The organism is Mesorhizobium sp. U510 (genome assembly GCF_059180695.1).
The window spans coordinates 5,654,085-5,672,009 of the sequence record NZ_CP180532.1 but is presented as its reverse complement, the minus strand read 5'-3'; the positions used below and the strand labels follow the sequence as shown (position 1 = coordinate 5,672,009).

The 17,925-nt window shown below is 64.5% G+C and carries 13 protein-coding genes; 7 read left to right on the top strand and 6 right to left on the bottom strand.

Annotation, left to right across the window (positions count from 1 at the left end; genetic code table 11):
* Positions 1-125: 125 nt before the first annotated feature.
* From ACLGL5_RS29295 to ACLGL5_RS29280, 4 genes are read right to left on the bottom strand one after another with little or no spacing between them, the layout of a single operon-like run.
* Positions 126-1,910, bottom strand: a complete 1,785-nt coding sequence (locus ACLGL5_RS29295; RefSeq protein ID WP_032920665.1) for an ABC transporter ATP-binding protein — start codon at positions 1,908-1,910, stop codon at positions 126-128.
* Complete coding sequence (locus ACLGL5_RS29290; RefSeq protein ID WP_069092631.1) at positions 1,910-2,935, bottom strand: glycosyltransferase family 2 protein; 1,026 nt, start codon at positions 2,933-2,935, stop codon at positions 1,910-1,912. The genes ACLGL5_RS29295 and ACLGL5_RS29290 overlap by 1 nt, the downstream gene beginning before the upstream one ends.
* A gap of 4 nt (positions 2,936-2,939) precedes the next feature.
* Entirely contained in the window at positions 2,940-4,046 is a 1,107-nt protein-coding gene (locus ACLGL5_RS29285) for a glycosyltransferase family 2 protein (protein WP_019859426.1), read from the bottom strand.
* The gene (locus ACLGL5_RS29280; RefSeq protein WP_019859425.1) at positions 4,043-5,215 is read right to left on the bottom strand and encodes an acyltransferase family protein; all 1,173 of its coding nucleotides are present in this window, start codon (positions 5,213-5,215) and stop codon (positions 4,043-4,045) included. Before ACLGL5_RS29280 ends, ACLGL5_RS29285 begins: the two co-directional genes overlap by 4 nt.
* Positions 5,216-5,238: 23 nt before the next feature.
* Between ACLGL5_RS29280 and ACLGL5_RS29275 the strand changes: the two genes are divergently transcribed.
* From ACLGL5_RS29275 to ACLGL5_RS29265, 3 genes are all read left to right on the top strand, one after another.
* Positions 5,239-5,637 (top strand): hypothetical protein, encoded by a 399-nt coding sequence (locus ACLGL5_RS29275; RefSeq protein ID WP_141700956.1) that lies wholly within the window; start codon positions 5,239-5,241, stop codon positions 5,635-5,637.
* Positions 5,638-6,001: 364 nt separating this feature from the next.
* The gene (locus ACLGL5_RS29270) at positions 6,002-6,688 is read left to right on the top strand and encodes an aspartyl/asparaginyl beta-hydroxylase domain-containing protein (protein WP_069092630.1); all 687 of its coding nucleotides are present in this window, start codon (positions 6,002-6,004) and stop codon (positions 6,686-6,688) included.
* Positions 6,689-6,825: 137 nt separating this feature from the next.
* Entirely contained in the window at positions 6,826-7,707 is an 882-nt protein-coding gene (locus ACLGL5_RS29265) for an EamA family transporter (protein WP_032920664.1), read from the top strand.
* 61 nt (positions 7,708-7,768) lie between these two features.
* Here the strand turns inward: ACLGL5_RS29265 and ACLGL5_RS29260 are convergent, their stop codons facing one another.
* Both ACLGL5_RS29260 and ACLGL5_RS29255 read right to left on the bottom strand, forming a co-directional pair.
* Complete coding sequence (locus ACLGL5_RS29260) at positions 7,769-11,731, bottom strand: autotransporter outer membrane beta-barrel domain-containing protein (RefSeq protein WP_069092629.1); 3,963 nt, start codon at positions 11,729-11,731, stop codon at positions 7,769-7,771.
* 229 nt (positions 11,732-11,960) lie between these two features.
* Complete coding sequence (locus ACLGL5_RS29255) at positions 11,961-12,908, bottom strand: AraC family transcriptional regulator (RefSeq protein WP_245307184.1); 948 nt, start codon at positions 12,906-12,908, stop codon at positions 11,961-11,963.
* Between the two features lie 288 nt (positions 12,909-13,196).
* Between ACLGL5_RS29255 and ACLGL5_RS29250 the strand changes: the two genes are divergently transcribed.
* From ACLGL5_RS29250 to ACLGL5_RS29235, 4 genes are all read left to right on the top strand, one after another.
* The gene (locus tag ACLGL5_RS29250; RefSeq protein ID WP_069092627.1) at positions 13,197-14,354 is read left to right on the top strand and encodes a helix-turn-helix transcriptional regulator; all 1,158 of its coding nucleotides are present in this window, start codon (positions 13,197-13,199) and stop codon (positions 14,352-14,354) included.
* 120 nt (positions 14,355-14,474) lie between these two features.
* On the top strand, positions 14,475-15,914 hold the full coding sequence (locus ACLGL5_RS29245; RefSeq protein WP_069093471.1) for an NfeD family protein: 1,440 nt from the start codon (positions 14,475-14,477) through the stop codon (positions 15,912-15,914).
* Positions 15,911-16,675, top strand: coding sequence for a slipin family protein (locus ACLGL5_RS29240; protein ID WP_069092626.1), 765 nt, complete (start codon positions 15,911-15,913; stop codon positions 16,673-16,675). The genes ACLGL5_RS29245 and ACLGL5_RS29240 overlap by 4 nt, the downstream gene beginning before the upstream one ends.
* Before the next feature lie 98 nt (positions 16,676-16,773).
* Positions 16,774-17,895: a hypothetical protein gene (locus ACLGL5_RS29235; RefSeq protein WP_245307182.1), complete on the top strand. Its 1,122-nt coding sequence runs from the start codon at positions 16,774-16,776 to the stop codon at positions 17,893-17,895.
* The last annotated feature ends 30 nt before the right edge of the window (positions 17,896-17,925 follow it).

Genomic DNA, 17,925 nt, shown 5'->3' with positions numbered 1-17,925 from the left:
AGGAACGGTAGCGAGTCCGGGCACCGCATGGCATTGGTGCGATCGCGCAGGGTGCCAGCGGCACGTGATGAGCCGTTGATTCGGACGGCCGAGGGCCGCGCCGGGAAGCGCGGCCCCGGCCCTTGTCAGTCCTGCGTTTCATGCTGGTAGAGCTCGTCCATCGAGAGTGATGCCAGGGCGCCGAAAGGGGCCTGCTTCTTCACCCGGCCGCCGCTCAGGATCACCACGTCGTCGCAGAACGAGATGGTGCTGTAATGGTGGCTGATGACGATGGTCGTGCGCCGTCCCGCTCTCGACTTCAGCGTCTCGACGATGGCCGCCTCCGACAACCCGTCGACGGCATTGGTGGCTTCGTCGAGGATGAGCAGATCGGGGTCGCGCACCAGCGCCCTGGCCAGTGCGATCCGCTGCCTCTGTCCCGCCGACAGGTTGACGCCCCTGTAGCCGACCAGCGTCTCGTAGCCCTGGGGCAGCCGCTCGATGAATTCATGCGCCTCGGCCAGCTTCGCGGCGCGCTCGGCGTCGCCGATCGTCGCCGCGTTCTGCCCGTAGCTTATGTTCTCGAAAATGGTGCCGTCGACCAGCTCCAGCTCCTGGCTGGCCAGCGCGATGTGGCGCCGCCACTGGTTGGCGTCGATGCGGTCCAGTGGCGATCCATCGACGAGGATCCTGCCCGTGTCCGGTTCCACGAAGCGGCACAGGAGATTGACGATCGTCGTCTTGCCGGCGCCGGAGCGGCCGATCAGCGCCGTCGAGCGGCCGCTGTTGATTTCGAACGTCGCCGCATGCAGCACCACTTCACGCTGGTCCGTGCCGGAATAGGTGAACGTCACGTCATCGAACTTGATGCCCCTGCGCAAACCGTGGAACGGCCCATCGCCTTGCGGCGGCTTGGGCTTGCCCGTGGGATCCAGCATCCATGTCACCTCTTCCAGCGATCCGCTCAGGCCCTGCAGCTGGCTCCACGATCCCTGCAGGGCCCGCATATGCGGCTGCAGCCTGTAGAGCAGGATGACGAAGGCGATGATCAGCGGGAAACTCACCTGCGCCAGCCAGGCGCCGATCACCACCGCCAGGAACAGGATGGCGTGGAGAACCTCCGTCAGCGGCGGCAATGCGCCCTGGCGGACCTGCAGGACGAAGGAGGCGCGGCGAACCGCATCGGACGCGGTGTCGAAGATCGCCTTCTCCCGGCCCTCCTGGCCGAAGATGCGGATCAGCCGCCCGGCATGCACCAGATGCAGCATCTGCGAGGCGAGGTGGCTGTTGCGCGAAGCGACGCTGCGGCTGGGCTCCTTCAGATTGGCCGAGAGGATGGCGTGCGCGATCTGGACGAGCGCCAGTCCGAACGTGACCAGCAGCGTCATGCGCCAGGACAACAGCAGCAGGAAGGCCAGGAGGATGATGGCGGCCGATGCGCTGACGATCGACGACAGCATGATCTGGATGGCATCGGACGCCCGCCAGGATTCGTTGGAGATGATGTTGAGCAGCCGTCCCGGGCTCTGCCGCAGGAAGAAGGGATAGCCGACCCGCAGCAGCTGCTCCGACAGTGCGCTGCGGATCGAATGGCTGGCCTTGCCGGAGATGAAGGTCGTCAGCAGCGTGTTGGCGAAGCCGAAGATGTTCTTCAGGACGATCGAGCCGAGGATGGCGGCCGAAATGATGACGAGCCGGTCGCGATCGCTGAAGCCCGATCCGACTTGCTGGAGAACAGCGGAGAAGCCCGCCATTCCCGTCGCATCGCCATGTCCCATGATGATGCCCAGCAGGGGGATGATCAGGCCGATGCCGAACCCTTCGAGGGCAGCGCCGACCAGGCCGAGGACGACCACGGCCGGAACCAGGCGCAGTTGCCGCGTCCCGAAGGCGCGGAACAGCATCGGCAGGCTAGGCGGGAGCAATGGCATCAGGCCTCGGCATTGGCTTGTTGGTCCTGCCGCACCGGCTCGGCCTGCGGTCGTCTCGCCAGCAGTGCGTATCTGGCCGCGCCGAGCACATTCATGCCGACGATCGGCCAATGCGACAGATCGAGTTCGCGATCGAAGGCGGGCCCGCCCCCCAATTCCCGCAAGGCGCCTCTTGCGGCCCAGTAGAAATGGCGAAGCAGCCAGGGCGCATGGCGGGCATGTTTCAGGCAGAGCCCGCCATTGCCCAGGCTGTAGTCGCGGTGGAGCTTTTCGATGGCTTTGCGATCGCGCCGGCCATGGTGGTGGAATATCGTCATGTCAGGCACATACTCGACCGGGATGCCGAGCAGCACCGCCCGCACGAGGTAGTCGGTATCCTCCGCCGACCGCAACGGCCCGCCCGCGCCGAAGCGCTCGTCGAAATAGCCGATGCGGGCCGCGACGTCGCGGTGCATGGTCATGTTGCAGCCCAACACGAAGCCGCCGGGATGAATATCGGGCGTCAGCCGCTCGCGCACCCGCGATCGCTTGATCGTGAAAGGCAGGTCCCTGGGATCGCCAAGCTCGACACGGCCTCCCCGGATGAGCCCCTGTTCCCCGGAAGAATAATGTCGCTCCAGATCGCGCAGATAGTCGCAATGCACGGCGCAATCATCATCGACGAAGACCAGCACGCGCCCCCTGGCGCGCCTCAACCCGGCGTTACGGGCCGCCGCCAGCCCGGGGCGTGGCTCGTTAACGGGAGTGAATGGAATGTCCGACTTGGCGGCGATGCTGGCCAGCCGTTCCGCCGTGCGGTCGCTCGAGCCATTGTCGACGACCACGAGCTCGGCCGCGAAGCCGGCATGCGCACGGCACGCGGCCTGCACCGACTTGATGCAAGCCTCGAGCACCGCGACGCGGTTGCGCGTACAGATGATGAAGCTGACTTCCGGCGCCGATCGGTCCGGGCGCGGGCCGGCCGGGGCGCCGCCAAGCGCGGTCGATCGCTCGCGCCGCAGAGGCTGGTGGGCTTTGATCGTCATTCCTCTAGCCCACCTGATGAGATGCCAGAACCGCCGCGGCGGGCGCGGATTTGAAGAAATATTCCACGGCGTCCGCTTGCTTGCCGGCCGACAGCGAGGCGAGGCTCAGCCAGGGTGCCAAGGCGCCCGGCCGCAGCGCATATTTCTCGCGCCGCCGGATGGCGTTCCACTTCGCGGTCCGCGTCAGCAATTCATGCGTCAGGGGCGGCTGCCTTTCGTCGGTCACGAGCTGGTAGAGGAAATAGAACAGGTTGAGAGCGCCGGCCTCGAAGCTCGGCCGCGTCTCGGCCGGCAGGGAGCGGATCTGCTGCTCCAGCGCGACGATGAAGTCGGCCGCGCGGGTGACCGTGTCGAAGCTGACCGCTTCGCCGATGTCGCGCAGGTCCCACGTGGCTTCCGCGAGGCCCTCACGCTCGAGGTTCTCGGCCACGATGCGCAAATGCGTCCTGCGCATCTCTTTGCTGTGCCGGCTGGTCACGCTTGCCTGATGGACGCGGTAGACGAGCAGGTTCTCGGGCATCATGGCCGCCGGGTAGCGAGCGGCCAGCCGCCTGAAGAGATCGAAATCCTCGGCGTGCCTGTAGGTCGGGTCGTAGTGGAGAGCGGCGTTTTCGATGACCTTCCTGTTGTAGACAACCGTCGGGTGCATGAAGATGGTGAAGAACATCGCCAATATAGGCATGCGGCCGAACCGGAACACCGGATCGGGCTTGCCCCTGGCGATGCGGCCGCGGATCAACATGTCGACGCCGGCGCCGCAAAAGCCGAGCTCGGGCCGCTGCTCGAACAGCGCCACCTGGCGCGACAGGCGCCAGGGATAGGCGACGTCGTCGGCGTCCATCCGCGCGACCAGCTCGCCGCTCGCGACCGCCAGCCCTTCGTTGAGCGTCGCGACGAGGCCGCGGTTTTCGCGCGAGATGATCGAGACGCGGCTGTCGGCCTGCCGGTATCGCTCGAGGATCTCGAGCGAATTGTCGCTCGAGCCGTCGTCGATCGCGACGACCTCCAGGCGGCGGTAGTCCTGCCGCAGGATGCTTCCAAGTGCTGCGGCAAGGTAGGGGCCGGCATTGTAGACCGGCAGCAGGACGGAAACGAGCGGCGCGGCGGTCATGGTCTTGCATCCGTCCGCGGGAGGTCGAGAGATGGCGCGCGGCCGTCGGGCGATCCGCCGGGATAGGCCTCCACCGGCCTCGCAAACCAGCCGGCACGGCCTGCCTGGGCTCGCCGGACATAGGGGAAGTGGCGCTTGAGGCTGTTGAGCGGCCTTTCGAAAACCAGCCAGGAAATCGCGGCCACGACAATCGTGGCAATGCTTGCAACCAGGAACCGTCCTGACCCTTGCTCCGAGACATTAAGTGGAATCCAGGGCTGCGACTTGACGGCGAGCGACAGCAATATCGGATGATAGAGATAGACGCCGTAGCTGATACGGCCGAGGGCGAGCAGCGGCGGCAGCTCCGCAAACCTGCCGAGGATGCCGCCAAGGCCGCGCGAACAGGCGGCGACGATGGCCATCAGCGGCACCAGGGGCAGGACTTGCAGCAGCAGCCAGCGGGCCCACTCCAGCGTCGGATCGGGAGGTGCCGGGACAAACCACTCGATCATCAGGAACGCGGCCGCGAAGGCAGGCCAGCCCAGCCGCATCCATTGCGGCAAGCCGGCGCCCCTCGACCGCCAGCAGGCAAGCAGCGCGCCCGACGCCAGCGCGTCCATGGATGCCGGCGGCAGCAGGTCGCGCGCCAGCGCCGGAGTGGCGGTGACCGGCCAGTAGAAGCGATAGGCCAAGGACAGCGCGATGACGCCGATGCAGATCTGTTCGAAGCGCCGGTATGGGGCCAGCAGGACCACAAGCGGCCAGGCAATATAGAACTGCTCCTCGATGCTCAGGCTCCAGAAATGGCAGAGAACCCAGGGGTTCCAGTCATTGCGCAGCGCATACCAGAAATTCGACAGGTAAAGCGCATGCCAGACCAGCGATCCCCTGGACTGCTCCAGATCGAACAGCCAGACGAAACCCAGCACGGCAAAATAGGGAGGGAATATCCGCAGCGCCCGCCTGATGTAGAAGGACCGCAGCGCGGGGCCGGCTTCAAACGCGGCGGCCGAACGCGCTTCCAAGAGCAGGCGGGTGATCAGGAAGCCGCTCAGAACGAAGAACAGCCGCACGCCGATATGGCCCCAGAACGAAGATCCTCCCGCCGCGTAGAAATGGGAATACATCACCATCGTCACGGCGATGGCCCTGAGCGCGTCCAGCTGGATGTCGCGGGCGTTTGCCATCAGCGGCTTCCACGGGGGGCCTGATGTCCGCGATGAGGGCGGCAGAGTGCCGTTTCGAGCGGCAGACCAATGCACGCGAAATTCGCCGGGGCGCCATCAAACCCGCGCTGTGCGAGCCTGCCTGGGTCGATCTCGCAATCGACGGACGGACGGCTCAAGTCGGTCAACCCGGCGGAATCCTTCACGGCGTATGTCCAGTCGCAAAACGAGTCCCCCGGCGGATGGTTCGGTCACCGCATTGTGCAGCGCAACACAAAAAATTTAGCGACCTGAAATACTTATGTGAGCAGGGCCAAAAATTGGCAAAAATCCGCAATTTTTTCGGATTCTGGAAATTCCCCATAGCTTTTCAACTTTTTGGTTGGAGTTGTATCGGCTTGCTCGCCTTAGTTGATCAGAAACATTTCTGCTCGAGCAGATAGGAAGCATCGGAATTTTCGTTAAAAAAACCTCGAGATTTAAGAATCTACATTTTACCTATTTTGGTTCATTCGGAATCATCCGGCGAATGAACTGGAATCGTTAGCTTTTTGCGATGCAGCATAGTAGCCTTCTTTCGTTGGCTTACCACGCGGCTTGCTTCCCTCAAAAGCAGGCATCCGGCCAAGCTGCAGGTTGCTGGAAAGGCCTTTCATACGGCAAAACCATGGCTCGCCAGCGCCTCACAGCGCCGCGAGGTGACCTCCAACTTGCGATATATGTTTTTGATACGGCGCACGGCGTCGTGAACAAAATGTGTAACCAAAATCGGGGGCCGTCCGTTTATGATGCGACGGAGGCCATGCGATGTCGCGCACCTACGATCTTGCATCCGATGTTATCCGGCGTGTCTATGAAAGGCGCATAGACGCGCCGGCGATCCTCGATACCGCCAGCGAATTTCCCAACGCGGCGAAGTTCACCGGCGCCTGGCGCGATATCCGCGACGAAGCGCTTGGCGTGCGTCTGGGCAAGGTCCCGCGCTTCCACGACATCATGCCGGAGCAGGCCGATATCTCGGCCAATGACGGTCTCGACTGGCGCATGTTCGTGCTCAAGGCCTATGACATGGGGGTGCCGGCGAATCTGGCGCGGATGCCGGTTCTCAGCCGCTTGCTTGCCGAATGCCCGGAAGTCAAATCGGCGGCTATCTCGTTCCTGGCGCCGCGCAAGCACATACCCAGCCATCGCGGGCCGTTCCGCGGCATCATGCGGTTTCACCTAGGCCTGGTCATCCCGCGCCAGGCCGATGGCCGCCCGGCAACCATCATGATGATCGACCATCAGGAAAAACGGATCACCGACGGCGAAGGCATGCTGTGGGACGACACCTATCCGCACGAGGTGATCAACAACGCCGATGAAGCGCGCATCGCCCTGCTGCTGGATGTCTGGCGCCCGGGCATGCCCTGGGACATGGAAATACTGTCCCGGATGATCGTGCGCGGCGTGCAGGCGGGCATGCGCCGCCGGGGCGTGTCGTTCAGCGGCTGAATCGGCGAGGGCGCCAGCGCGCCCGCACTGTCTTGACCCTATCAAGCCGCCTTCACTGCCTCAGGACAGGCAAGCCGGTTCGGCCTATCCCGATACTGCCGCGTCTGCATATCGCGGCAGGGAAGGACAAAACCAAAGTGACATCGATGCCGGTTGCCAGTCGCGAAGCGGCGCCCTTGCCCGTCGCGGCGCTGATGGGGGCCATGGTGTCGATCCAGATCGGCGCCACCTTCGCCAAAACCCTGTTCCCGCAGATCGGCGCGCAAGGCACGACGACGCTGCGGCTGGTCATCGGCGCGCTGATGCTGATCGCGGTGCTGCGGCCCTGGCAGATGCGGCCGACGCGCGCCACCTTGCCGTGGCTGGTCGCCTATGGCGTGACGCTCTGCGCGCTCAACCTGCTGTTCTATGCAGCCCTTGCCAGGATCCCGCTCGGCGTCGCCGTGGCGCTGGAATTTTCCGGGCCGCTGCTGGTGGCGACGCTGACCTCGCGGCGCGCCAGCGACTTCGCCTGGATCGCGCTTGCGCTGGCCGGCATCATCCTGTTGTCGCCGTTCATCCACTCCTTGCAGCCGCTCGATCCGACCGGGGTGATGCTGGCGCTGGCGGCCAGCGGCTTCTGGGCGCTCTATATCGTGCTGGCGCAGAAGGCGGGTGCGGAGCTTGGCACCCGCACCACCGCCTATGGGATGGCGATCGCCGCCGTGCTGGTGCTGCCCTTCGGCGTGGCGCAGGCGGGAATGGGGCTGCTGGCGCCGTCGATCCTGGTCAGCGCGCTGCTCGTCGGCCTGTTTTCCAGCGCGCTGCCATTCTTCCTGGAGATGGTGGCGCTGACCCGCATGCCGGCCCGCATCTACGGCACGCTGACGTGCCTGGAGCCGGGACTCGGCGCGCTGGCCGGCTTCCTGTTCCTGCATGAAAGCCTGACCCCGCCGCAACTGGCCGGCATCGCCGCCGTCATTGTCGCTGCCGCCGGGACGGCGCTGACCTCGAAGCCGCCGGTGCCGTCGCCGGAATAAAGGTGGACGCCAGGACCGCCCGGCGACGTCAATTTTGGCGCGAGCCGGCGCCCTGTTGTCGTCAGAACTTGACGCTGAGGCTTGCCTTGGCGCCGTTGTCGACGGCGCCCCCGCCGAACTGCCCGGAATAGGACAGGCCGAGCGTCGCATTGGGCGACATTTTCATGTCGAAACCGGCTTCGACGACGGCCGCATCCCGGGCGATCGGCACGCCGGCGATGGTGAAGGCGTCGCCGCCGGCGAAGGCGAAGCTGGAGGTCGGCGTGACGTCACCAAAAGCGTGGCGCCAGCCGAGCATGCCGCGCGCGGTGGCATTGACGCCGCCAAGCACAAAATCGGTCGAGCCGCGCAGGCCGAGCGTGGTGAAGGTGGCGTTGGTGCTCGTGCCGGCGCTGGTCAAGGCGGCCGCACCGCCGGTTTCGCTGAATTTGTCAGTGTGCAGGCTGACATAGGCGAGGTTGGCGAAGGGTTCGAACTTGAAGCTGCCGCTGGTCTCTGCCTTGTAGGCAAGTTCGCCGAACATCTGCGCGGTGCCCGCATCGTAGTCTGCCGAGAGCTGATCGGCAAAACCGTTGAAGGCGACGGAGCGCTTGGTCGAGAGGCTGCTCCAGTTGTAGGCGGCACCGGTGCGGAAGGCGATGGCGCCCCAATTGGTGCCGCCATAGAGGCCGAGATGGTAGCTGTCGCTTTTGCCGGAGGAATTGCGATCATCGGCGTCGAAGCTCGAATGGCTGTAGCCGCCGAGAACACCGACGCGCCAGCCGCCGAGCAGCGTGTCGGCGCCGGCCAGCAGGCCGCCGGTCGAGCGATCGAAGGCGGCGGCATTGCCGTCGCTATCCGCATTCCCCCAGGAACCAAAGGCCTGGCCCCAGACGGCAAAACGATCTGCGTCTGCGGCGACCATTTCGGGGCCGCCCTCGCCATAGGCCATCACCGGGAGCGCTGCCGTGCTGCCATCGCCGAAGGCTGAAGCGATGCGATTGCTGGCGGTGTCGCGGATGAAGCTGGAGTCCTCGAGCAGCATCCCCTTGGCCGAGGCATGGATTTCTCCGGAAAGCTGGTCGAAGGCGGCTTGCGCAACGGCTTCAGTCGGCAGGTTCATGATGGTATCAAAGAGCGGATTGCCGGCCCCCAGGCTTTCGGCGCCGCCGCCGGTGGCGATCTGGTTGGGTGTCAGGCCGACCTCGGCGAAGGACTTTGCCTCGACGACATCGACATAGACATGCGTCGCGTCGTAATTGGCGAGAAGGCCGGTGAATGGGCTGGCACCGCTGATCGAATAGGTGCCGATGACGCCTGCATCGGCTTGCAGCACCGTGTAATGCGTGCCCGGCACATAGGGTGCCGCATCCGTCTTGACCACGTCGAGGACCGCACCGGCGGCAATCGTCGCCGTGCCCGTCGCATGGAGGAGATCGGACTGGCCGGTCGTGGCAAGTTCGACCCTGTAGATCGAGCCCGCTGCCTGGTCGATGTCTCCCGTAACTTTGAGGGTGCCGATCGAATTGCCCGGCGCGATGATGCCGCCCGACTGTGCGACGATGCCGCCCACCGTGCCGTTGCCGCCCAGCGTGCCGCCCGAGATCGTCACCAGCGAGCCGGCCAGCGAGCCGTTCACCGCCAGGCGTCCGCCGCTCACATTGGTGGCGCCGGTGAAGCCGCTCGAATTGGCGGTCAGGCTGGTGTTGCCGGCGATCTGGTTGATCTTGCCCGCGCCGCTCATCGCCGAAGCGAAGGTGTAGTTGGTGCCGGTGTGGTTGAAGTTGATCGTACCCGCGCCCTGGCCAAACTGAATGCTCGCCGCATTGAGCGCGCCGGCGGCCATCGCCGGCGATCCGCTCGCCGCACCGATGTTCAGCGTGCCGACGGAGCCTGCCAGGACCGCGATGTTGACCACGCCCCCGGCCGATACCGCGCCGCCATTCGCAATCGTCAGCGTGGCTGGGCCGCTAAGGCCGATATCGAGATCTCCGCTATTGTCCCATGTCGAGCCGGGGCCGCTGACGTCAGCCTTGCCGGTGGACCCGGCATAAAAGCCTAGATTGCCAGTGGCGCTGGAGACCTTGCCGCCGTTCGAGACGGTCAATGAGCCCGTACCACCCTGACCGACAAGAAGGAGGCCGGTGGTCCAGCTTGAGCCCGCGCCGCTGACCGTTGCCGCACCTATGGCTCCGGGATCAAAAGCCAGATAGCCGGCGGAACTGGTGACCGTACCGCCATTGGAGATCGCGACCGTGCCAGTGCCGTCTTCGCCGATATAGAGGGCGGCATCGTTGGTCCAAACCGAGCCGATACCATCGACTGTGACCGATCCGACCGCGCCTGCGGCGGAGCCTACAGCGCTCACCAGGTTGACGACGCTGCCGCCGTTCGAGATCGTCAACTTGCCCGTGCCGGAATTGCCGACGCGCAGGTCCGAGAAATTGGTCCAGGTCGAGCCTGGTCCATCGACGGTTGCGGTGCCCATGGAGCCCGCGGCATCGCCCAGGTAGCCGGTCTGGTTGCTGACGCTGCCGCCGTTGCTGATTGCCAGCGTGCCCGCGCCAAGATTGCCGGCGGTGAGGTTACCACTGCTGGTCCAGGTCGAGCCGGCGCCGTCGACGAACACCGCGCCGGTCGAGCCCGCCGATTTGCCGACATAGGCCGTGTCGTTGCTGACCGCGCCGCCATGGATGATCGCCAGGGTGCCGGCACCGAAATCGCCAACGGCCAGGTTGGAACTGTTGGTCCAGGTCGAGCCGGCGCCGTCGACGAGCACCATGCCGGTCGACCCGGCCTCCGCACCGACAAGTCCCGCGTCATTGCTGACCGCACCGCCATGGGTGATAGCCAGATTGCCCGTGCCGAAATTGCCGACATAGAGATTGGAAGTGTTGCTCCAGGTCGAGCCCGCACCATCGACGAATACCATGCCGGTCGAGCCCGCGAAGTCGCCAACATAGCCTATGGCGTTGCTGGCCGCGCCGCCGCCCGAGACCGTCAGCGCGCCCGTGCCCTGATCGCCAATGAACAGGTTGGAAGAGTTTTTCCAGGCCGAGCCCGGACCGTCGACCATTACCGCGCCCGTGGAACCTGCGGCATAGGCTGCGTAGCCCACTGAGCTGGTGACCACGCCGCCATTCGAGATCGTCAAGACACCGAGGCCGGCGTTGCCGACAGCGAGGGCCGCGTTGTGCCAGGTCGAGCCAGCACCGTCTACGGTTGCCGTGCCAGTGGATCCCGCCAGATTGCCCAGAATACCACTCAGATTGCTGGCCGCGCCGCCGCCGGAGACCGTCAGCGCACCCGTGCCCTGATCGCCAATGAACAGGTTGGAGGAGTTTTTCCAGGTCGAGCCCGAACCGTCGACCGTCACCGCGCCGTTGGAGCCCGCATGCCAGCCGATGGTGCCTACGGCATTGCTGACCGCGCCGCCCTTGGTGATGTTCAGCGTGCCCGTGCCATGTTCGGCGATGTACAGGTCGCCGCTATTGGTCCAGGTCGAGCCGATCCCGTCGACAGTCGCGGTGCCGGTGCCACCGGAGCCGACATGGCCCACCGTGTCGCTGACCGCGCCGCCGTTCGAGATCGTCAAGGTGCCGGTGCTGTTCGGACCGGCAGCAAGGAAAAGGTCCAAACTGTTGTTCCAGGCCGAGCCTGCTCCCGTAACGGTCACGACCCCGTTCGCGTCCGCAAGGTAGCCTACAAAGCCGGCAGTGCTGGCGAGCGTGCCGCCGCTTTTGATCGTCAGCGAGCCTGTGTAGCTCGAAATGGTGCCAAGAAACAGAAAATGCGCGGCCGCATTTGCCCCGCTTATCACGGTCGGATTAGGAAACTTCGGATTGAGCACGACGTCGTCACCCGACGCGGGAACAGCGCTGTTTTTCCAGTTTCCGGCGGTGAACCAGTCCGTGGAGGCGGCGCCGGTCCATATCGCGTCAGCCGAGGCAGGAATTGGCTGGCCAAGACAGACCAGCGCGGTCGACGTCAGCGCTAGATACTTCAACGCCTGCGCCTTGCGGCTTGCAAATTCGTGCTGTGGCATTCAATCCCCTGATATGGCAGTCGTTTCGGCCTGGCGCTGACATGTCATCGGCGGCAGGCTGTTGTCTTGGGCAGGGCCGCACTGGAATTGGACTGGAGCGAGGTGCGGTGGCTTTTCCCTGCACTGTGATGGTTTGGCACCATCGGTCGCTTCCGGCGGCTGAAGGACCGACCTCCGCCTCGGAAGGGAGGGGAATCGGGTCGCCCGTCCGCAGCGGAACCATCCGAATCTATCGCACGCTCGTTGGCGTGTAGCCGAAGCGACGGCGGAAACAGCGGTTGAAGTAGGACACATCGCTGAAGCCGTTTATCAGCGCAATCTCGCTGACGCGCATGGCGTCATTGTGCCTTTGCGAGAGCATCTTGCGCGCTCCCTGCAAGCGCTGTTCGAGGACACGTTCGGAAAAGCTGATGCCTGTCTCCTGAAGCAGGTCCTGGACATAGCGCGCCGAGAGCCCGAGGTCTTTCGCGACGCCTTGCGCGGAGATGCCGGGGTTGGCGAAATTGTCGGTGATCTTGGCCAGGATTGCCTGCAGTCTCGCCGCCCGCAGGCCGCGCAGGCCGGCCAGTTCGGCAGCCTCGCCTTTCGCGCCTGTCACCAGCCCGATCAGGTCGACGATCGTCTCCGTGGCGTGCGTTATGAGATCGGGCGAGGCGAGAGGGGGGCCGGTCTCGAGCAATTGGCAATAGCGTTTGAGGAAATCGAGAGCCTCGTTTTCGGCACCGATCTTCAACGCCAGCCTGTCATCGATCTGCGGGAAGGCTTGGGTGAGGACAGCGCGTGGCACGACCACGTTCGTCCACACATTCCAGTCGGCGCCGGTCATTTTCAGCGCTTCGGCCGCGGTGACCAGGACGGCTTCCCCCTGACCGACGCCGTATTCACGGCCGGCCTGTGCCCCGCTCAACACGGTGTCGGCCTTGTTGATCAGCAGCAGATAGCCGTCATTGCCGTCATCGGCGATGTTGCTCGCCTTCCGTGTCGCCTGCCGGATCGTTCCGGCCATCTGGCCAAGCACCAGCGATCCGACGGCCGTGGCTTCGATCGCGGCCTCGAAAGGCAGTTTTTCCGATATGCCGTATTCCACCGACCAGATCTCGGCGACATGGATGTCCTGCCAGAGGGAAAAGCGATCCTGTTCGCCAAGATGCGGCGGCAAATCGGTCGATGAAAACACTGTCTTTCGTAACAAGGAAGCGCCCCCGCTAAACCCGCAGTCTCAAAAAAATCGAACGCGGCGCTTTCCATTCCAGGAATAACCAGCGACATAGGTCGCCAAGCGTTCAACGGATCGAATTGGACCCTTAGTCGAGCTCAATCACGCTTGGCGTCACCCGAAAGTATGACGCCCGCAAAATCGCCCAGGCAGGTTCGGCGTCCTTGCACCGACCCCGCCGCTCAAAATTGCTGGTCTCATCTTTTGCCCGCTATCCATCATGGGGCATGCCGGGGTGTAGGAGAAACGGTGGAAAGGCTGAGCAGCGAAGTCCTTTTTTCGATTGTCGGCGATATCTACGATTGCGTGCTGAACCCCGACGGGTGGACCGGGGTGATGATGCGCATCACCGAGGCCATGGATGCGGCCTATACCACCATCGCGCTTGCCAGCACCGCCGGCAATCATGGCCGCTTCGCGGCCCAATCGCCGTGGGATCCAGAGCGGATGCGCGTGCTCCAGGAGGATTATGACTTTGATGCGATTCCCGGGCTGAAGGCCGCGGTCGTCGGCGATATCGACACGCCGGTCGCGACACTGTCGCATATGAGCGAAGCCGACCTCCAGCGGACGCCCTTTTTTCAGAATTGGGCCGAACCGCAGGGATTGCGCGAAGGCTGCATCACAAAATTCGTTCATACGCCGGACCGGATCGGGCTCATGGGTTGCACCACGCGGGCAAGCAGGGGGGTGATTTCGGCCGAGGAGCAGCGTTTCCTGGCCGTGCTGTCGCCGCATCTGCGCCGTGCGTCGCTGATCGGCGATCTGCTCGATCAGGCCCGCGTGGCCGCCAATCTTTATCGCGCCGCGCTCGACCATCTCGCCGTGCCGGTCGTGCTGACCGGCGTCAACGGCACGATCCTCCATGCCAATGGAGCCGCCGAACTGATGCTCTCGGGGCATGGTCCCATTCTTTCCAGGAACGGCGTGCTGCAGACGGAGAATCCGGCGGTTGCCCGCGCCCTGCTGGAAGCGATCGCCGGCGCCGCGGACGCGGATGGCTCGCTTGGGTCGCGCGGCATCGGCCTGCCCATTTCGGCCCCGGGTCAGCCGCCCGCCGTCGCCTATGTGCTGCCGTTGAGCGAAGGCACCGCGCGCGCGGCTTTCCGGCCCGCCTGTGCCGCTGTCTTCGTCTCGACCACGACGTCCTCTTCGCCACTGCCGGAGGCCGTTCTGACCACGCTGTTCGATCTCACGCCGGCGGAGGCGCGGGTTCTGCTGCGCATCGGCAGCGGGTTGTCCGCGTCCAGGAGCGCGTTGTCACTCGGCATCGGCGAGAACACGCTGAAGACGCACCTCAACCGTATCTTCGCCAAGACCGGCACGCGCCGCCAGGCCGATCTTGTCAAGCTCATTGCGGATATCGGCACGCCCGTCGCGGCTCCGGATCATAGTGCGGCCGGCTGAGCGCCAATCTCCGCCTTGAGAGGAAGATTGCGTGCTTGGCGACCTCCGCCAATCACTGACGTCAGCTCCCATTGGACTTCGCTGGGACACCACCCATATTGAGACCATGGAGCTTTGAGCGTGTCCTTCGCGCGGGTGGCCCTTCTTGCCGTGGCTTTTGTCGCCGTGGCTGCATTTTGTCCCTTCGCCTCGGCTGGGAGCGAGAAGGTTGCGCTGAGCGTCGCCATTGACGGGGCCATTGGGCCAGCGAGCACCAGGCAACTCGAGGAAGCGCTCGATGTCGCCGCCAAGCGGGACGTCGAAGTCCTCATCCTGCAACTTGATACGCCCGGCGGGCTGGTCACCTCGATGCGCGAGATGATCGCCGGCATCCTGGCTTCGCCGGTGCCCGTCATCGGCTATGTCGCGCCGGCCGGCGGCCATGCGGCGAGTGCCGGCACCTATATCCTCTACGCCACCCATGTCGCGGCGATGGCTCCCGGCACCAATCTGGGCGCCGCGACACCGGTCGAGATCGGCGGGCTGCCGTCGCTCCCGGGCGGCGACAAGGGCGATCAGAAGACTCAGGGCGATCAGAAGACTCAGGGCGATCAGAAGAACCAGGGCGACCAGAAAGGCCAAGGCGACCAGAAGGGTGAGGACGGTCGGCCGGCGGGCGACGCGATGATGGCCAAGGTGACCAATGACGCGGTGGCCCTGATCCGCTCGCTCGCCGAACTGCGCGGGCGCAATGGCGACTGGGGCGAGAAGGCGGTGCGCGAGGCGGCAAGCCTGTCGGCCAATGCGGCGCTGCAGGAGCATGTCATCGACTTCGTCGCCCACGACACCACCGAGCTGTTGCAACTGGCCGATGGGCACACCGTCGATGTGGCCGGCAAAAAAGTGGTGCTGGCGACCAAGGGGCTGCCGGTCGAGGCGCTGGAGCCCGGCTGGTTCATCCGGCTGCTTGCCGTCATCACCGACCCGAACATCGCGGTCATCATGATGCTGGTCGGCGTCTATGGCATCGTCTTCGAGTTCACCAGTCCCGGCGCTGTCGCGCCCGGCGTCATCGGCACCATCTGCCTGGTGCTCGGCCTCTATGCGCTCAACCTCCTGCCGATCAACTATACCGGCCTTGCGCTGATGCTGCTCGGCATCGCCTTCCTCGTCATCGAGGCCATCAATCCCACCGTCGTGCTTGGCGTGAGCGGCGTGGCTGCCTTTCTGTTCGGCGCCGCCATGCTGCTGAGGGTGGAGGGGCCGGGCTTTGCCATGTCATGGGCCGTCATCGGTCCCGCCGCCGCGCTGACGCTTGGGCTGGCGCTGCTGACCGGCACCTATGTCTGGGCGGCACGCAAGAACCCACCGCGCGTCGGCGGCGAGGCGATGCGCGGCCTGCCGGTCGAGATCCTCGACTGGCAGGGCGACGAGGGTCATGTGCTGGCTCTGGGCGAGCGCTGGCGGGCAAAGGCCGCCGAACCGATCGCGGCCGGCGACAGCGTCGAGGTCACCGACGTCAGCGACCTCGTGCTGACCGTGCGGCGGCGCGATGCGGGAAGGAATGGAGCAAGACAATGATGGTTGGTTATGTGGCCTATCTGGTCGTTGCGCTGGTCGTGATCATGTTCTTGTCGGCGGCCGTCCGTATCCTCCGGGAATATCAGCGCGGCGTGGTCTTCACGCTCGGCCGCTTCACCGGGGTGAAAGGGCCAGGCCTCATCATCCTCGTCCCCTTCGTGCAGCAGATGGTGAAGGTCGACCTGCGGGTGGTGGTGCAGGATGTGCCGCCGCAGGACGTGATTTCGCGCGACAACGTCTCGGTGAAGGTGAACGCGGTGCTCTATTTCCGCATCGTCGACGCCGAGCGTGCGATCATCCAGGTCGAGGACTACATGGCCGCCACCAACCAGCTGGCGCAGACCACGCTGCGCTCGGTGCTCGGCAAGCACGAGCTCGACGAGATGCTGGCCGAGCGCGACAAGCTCAACAGCGACATCCAGGAGATCCTCGACCAGCGCACCGACGCCTGGGGCATCAAGGTGTCCAATGTCGAGATCAAGCATGTCGACCTGAACGAGAGCATGATCCGCGCCATCGCCAAGCAGGCCGAGGCCGAGCGGCTGCGGCGCGCCAAGGTGATCAACGCCGATGGCGAGCAGCAGGCGGCGGCGAAACTGGTCGAGGCGGGCCGGATGCTGGCGGCCGAACCGCAGGCGATGCAACTGCGCTATTTCGAGGCCCTGCACGACATTGCCGGCGAGCGCTCGTCCACGGTGGTGTTCCCGCTGCCGGTGGATCTGCTCAGCCAGTTCATGAAGGGGGTGGGTGAGGCGAAGTAAAAATCAGCGGAGCCCGGTCGCACAGTCGTCGCAAAATCGCCGCTCTTGCCGGGAATCGTACGGCTGGCAGCTGCGTGGCACGCGGGGGAGAAGCCATGATGAGACTACCGATCATGGCGGGCCTCGTTCTGGCAGGTTCTCCGGCGTGGGCAGGCGACATACCCTATGCGCCCTCGGCCAATGTCCCCGACTATGTCGCGACGATGACGGTGCAACCATCGGGAAATTCGGCCGGATCCCATACGAGGATCGTCACACATCATGACGGCTGGGTCCGTGTGGACGAACTGGGGGCGGTCATCTACGGAAATCCGGCAAAGCAAATAACGGTCTCATTCCTTCGGGATCCAAACTATTCCTCTGTTTCGGTAAACCGTGAGACGTCGACATCCTACGAACGAATTCGCGCAGTAACGGAAACCGGCCAGACCGAGACGCATGCCGGCGAGCGATGCGACGTACGGGACGTTGTGCGGCGCGATCCAGACAAGCCGGCCCCTGGACTTCAATGGCTGAGTTGCCTGACGGCTGATGGTATCCAGATCGCCACGAGGGTGTTTGTGAACGGCTCGCTGTTTCAATCGACGGCGATTGTCAGACTCGAACGGCGCCCGGTGTCCGCCGAGGAAGTCGAGCTGCCTGCCAATTTGCTGGACGTTGCCCAATGGCTGCACTTCGACCATCCGCCACCCCAAGCTGCAACCGCTGTCAAGCGCCCACCGGATTTTGCCATGCACATGCAATGGCAAGGTGCGGTCAGGGCATTGCGGCGGCACGATCCGTGGACCTACGATGAAATATCGTATCCCGATGGACGGCGAACCCTAGATATCCGCAACGACCAAACGGGGCAGGCACTATCCTTCAGGGCCGCCAAGGGCGGTGCGTTTGAGCGGCTCTCCATATGCGAGAAATGTCAGTCGGCAGATTCGCCGGCTATTCACCTCGGCCGCAATGTCATCCCGGAGAGCATGGGCCGCACGGACAGTGTTCTCGGCGAGGCGTGCGACTGGTTCGACATGGCTCCGGGTACGTTTGACATAAACCTTTCGCAATGTCTGACGCCGGATAAAATCCCGCTAAGAATCGGCAGTGGTGGAGCGTGGGGACCCCGTGAGGAATTTGTCGCCGATGAGGTTCAGCGCCGAGAGCTCAAGCCCGAAGAGATTCTTCCACCCAGCGATGTCCTGAACCGGTCGAACTGGGATTTTCCAGGATAGGTGGGGAGTTTGGCGAAAACCGGATGACGG

Bases quoted from the DNA above. Each gene is read 5' to 3' on its own strand.
- ACLGL5_RS29295 (WP_032920665.1), bottom strand. From the start codon at position 1,910: ATGCCATTGCTCCCGCCTAGCCTGCCGATGCTGTTCCGCGCCTTCGGG.
- ACLGL5_RS29290 (WP_069092631.1), bottom strand. From the start codon at position 2,935: ATGACGATCAAAGCCCACCAGCCTCTGCGGCGCGAGCGATCGACCGCG.
- ACLGL5_RS29285 (WP_019859426.1), bottom strand. From the start codon at position 4,046: ATGACCGCCGCGCCGCTCGTTTCCGTCCTGCTGCCGGTCTACAATGCC.
- ACLGL5_RS29280 (WP_019859425.1), bottom strand. From the start codon at position 5,215: ATGGCAAACGCCCGCGACATCCAGCTGGACGCGCTCAGGGCCATCGCC.
- ACLGL5_RS29275 (WP_141700956.1), top strand. From the start codon at position 5,239: ATGTCCGCGATGAGGGCGGCAGAGTGCCGTTTCGAGCGGCAGACCAAT.
- ACLGL5_RS29270 (WP_069092630.1), top strand. From the start codon at position 6,002: ATGTCGCGCACCTACGATCTTGCATCCGATGTTATCCGGCGTGTCTAT.
- ACLGL5_RS29260 (WP_069092629.1), bottom strand. From the start codon at position 11,731: ATGCCACAGCACGAATTTGCAAGCCGCAAGGCGCAGGCGTTGAAGTAT.
- ACLGL5_RS29240 (WP_069092626.1), top strand. From the start codon at position 15,911: ATGATGGTTGGTTATGTGGCCTATCTGGTCGTTGCGCTGGTCGTGATC.
- ACLGL5_RS29235 (WP_245307182.1), top strand. From the start codon at position 16,774: ATGAGACTACCGATCATGGCGGGCCTCGTTCTGGCAGGTTCTCCGGCG.